This window comes from Lysinibacillus sp. TE18511, from assembly GCF_054062295.1.
Window position 1 is genome coordinate 1 of sequence record NZ_JBSSFD010000093.1, and the last position, 2,188, is coordinate 2,188.

Sequence of the window (2,188 nt, forward strand, 5' to 3'; positions counted from 1 at the left end):
TACAAATGCTAAGATCTACATGTACAAACGCACTCACTTAAAGATGTACACTTTTGATTCACTTTCTCGCATACTAATCATGAGGTGATTAGTGTGTACATAACGCTAGATGTTCAAACGAATTTTGAGATTAACAGTCTTTCAGACTTACCAAAATTCAAACAGCTAATGGAGAATTTAAAGATGAAAATTAATAAGAGTCAGTTGGCAAGAGAAATGGGTGTAGATCGACGTACTGTTGATAAATACTTAAATGGATTTACACCAAAAGGAACAAAAGAAAAGACATCTATTATAGATGATTATTATGAAGTGATTGCAGCTTTACTATCAGAAGATTCGAAGCAAGTCTTTTATTACCGTCGTGTACTTTGGCAATATTTGAAGGATAATCATGGCTTAGAGTGTGGTAGTTCTACATTCCGTCGCTATATTGCAAAAACGCCTGAGTTCGCAGCTTATTTTACAGATCAAGTACGTATCCCTTCACCAAAAGGAACGACAAGATTTGAAACACCACCTGGTCAACAGGCTCAATTTGACTGGAAAGAAAGTATTCCGTTTGAAACAAGTGATGGTGAAAAAGTAGAAGTAAACGTAGGTGTACTTGTACTTGGATATTCACGATTCCGTGTCTTTACGCTAACATTGCGCAAAACACAAGATATTTTATTTTCATTTTTAACAGAAGCTTTTGAAAAAATTGGCGGTGTTCCAAAAGAAATTGTAACGGATAATCCAAAAACGATTATGGATGAACCACGAACAGAATATAGTTCAGGAAAAGTAAACAGCCGGTTCGCAGCATTTGCGAAGGATTTTGATTTCAAGGTACGACCGTGTATTGCGGGACGTCCTCGAACAAAAGGTAAAGTAGAAACACAGATGAAATTTATAGATGAAATCCATGCGTATCAAGGTCAATTGACCTTAGAAGAGTTATATCAGTTTATTGAAAAATTGATGAATCGTATCAATCAATCTTTTCACCAAGGCTCTGGAAAAATACCTGTATTTGCATTAGAAAAAGAAAAGAGCTCCCTTCTTCCGCTACCAACAGAAAAAATCAGGAACTCTTATCGTATCAAGCATCAGCTTGTACAAGTGAATACATCAAGTATGATATCCTATAAAGCCAACCAGTATTCAGTCCCCACCAAGTACATTGGGCAAAAAGTTGGGATACAGATACATGATGATCAATTATGGATTTATTATAACATGGAGTGCATTGCACAACATCCTATATCTAAACGAAAATTAAATATTCGTCCTTCGGATTACAAAGAAACGTTGCAAGTTTCTGCACCTAATTATCCAGATATTGATGCTTTAGCGAAAAATAATCTAAAAGCCATTGGAGAGGTGTATGAAACATGATACAGCAAACAAACTATCAGCAGCTTCTAAAGAATCTAGAGTATTTAAAATTAAAGCAGATGATCACACATCTAGATGAAGTCGTAGACTTCAGTGTTCATAATCAATTATCGTTTATTGATACGTTGATTAAGCTAACAAATTATGAAATTGATTTACGTGAGCAAAATATGATTCATGCGATGGTAAAAGTGGGCGCATTTCCTAACTTAAAAGAAATAAAGGATTTTGATTTTGACTTCCAACCATCGATAAATCCGCAGCAAATTCATGATTTTACTACACTGCGTTTTATTGAAAGTAGTGAAAACATTGTATTTTTAGGTCCAAGTGGCGTTGGCAAAACGCATTTAGCCTCGGCAATCGGTATCGCAGCTGCAAAAAAACGTACAAGCACGTACTTTGTGAAATGCCACGATTTGATTCAAAACTTAAAAAAGGCTCGCCTAGAAAATCGTTTAGAGAGCCGTTTGAAGCATTACACAAAATATAAGTTACTTATTATTGATGAGATTGGTTATTTACCGATTGATCCGGAGGATGCAAAACTATTCTTCCAGTTAATCGATATGCGTTATGAAAAACGTAGCACTATTTTTACGACAAACGTTAACTTCAAGTCCTGGGACGAGGTGTTCCAGGAGCCCAAATTAGCTAATGCGATTTTAGATCGTATTTTACATCACGCAACGGTTGTCACAATTGTCGGCAATTCATATCGTTTGAAGAACCACCTAGCTCCAGAAGGTGAGTAATTTTATACACAATTAAGTGAGCGTTTTTGTACATAGATTAGTTGACATTTGTA

Annotated in this window: 2 protein-coding genes; both read left to right on the forward strand. The window is 35.6% G+C overall.

What is annotated here, in order from left to right; translation table 11 throughout:
- Positions 1–93: 93 nt before the first annotated feature.
- Positions 94–1,380, forward strand: a complete 1,287-nt coding sequence (gene istA / locus ACVWXS_RS25825) for an IS21 family transposase (protein ID WP_456960676.1) — start codon at positions 94–96, stop codon at positions 1,378–1,380.
- Positions 1,377–2,135, forward strand: coding sequence for an IS21-like element helper ATPase IstB (gene istB, locus ACVWXS_RS25830; protein WP_456960677.1), 759 nt, complete (start codon positions 1,377–1,379; stop codon positions 2,133–2,135). Before istA ends, istB begins: the two co-directional genes overlap by 4 nt.
- Positions 2,136–2,188: the final 53 nt, after the last annotated feature.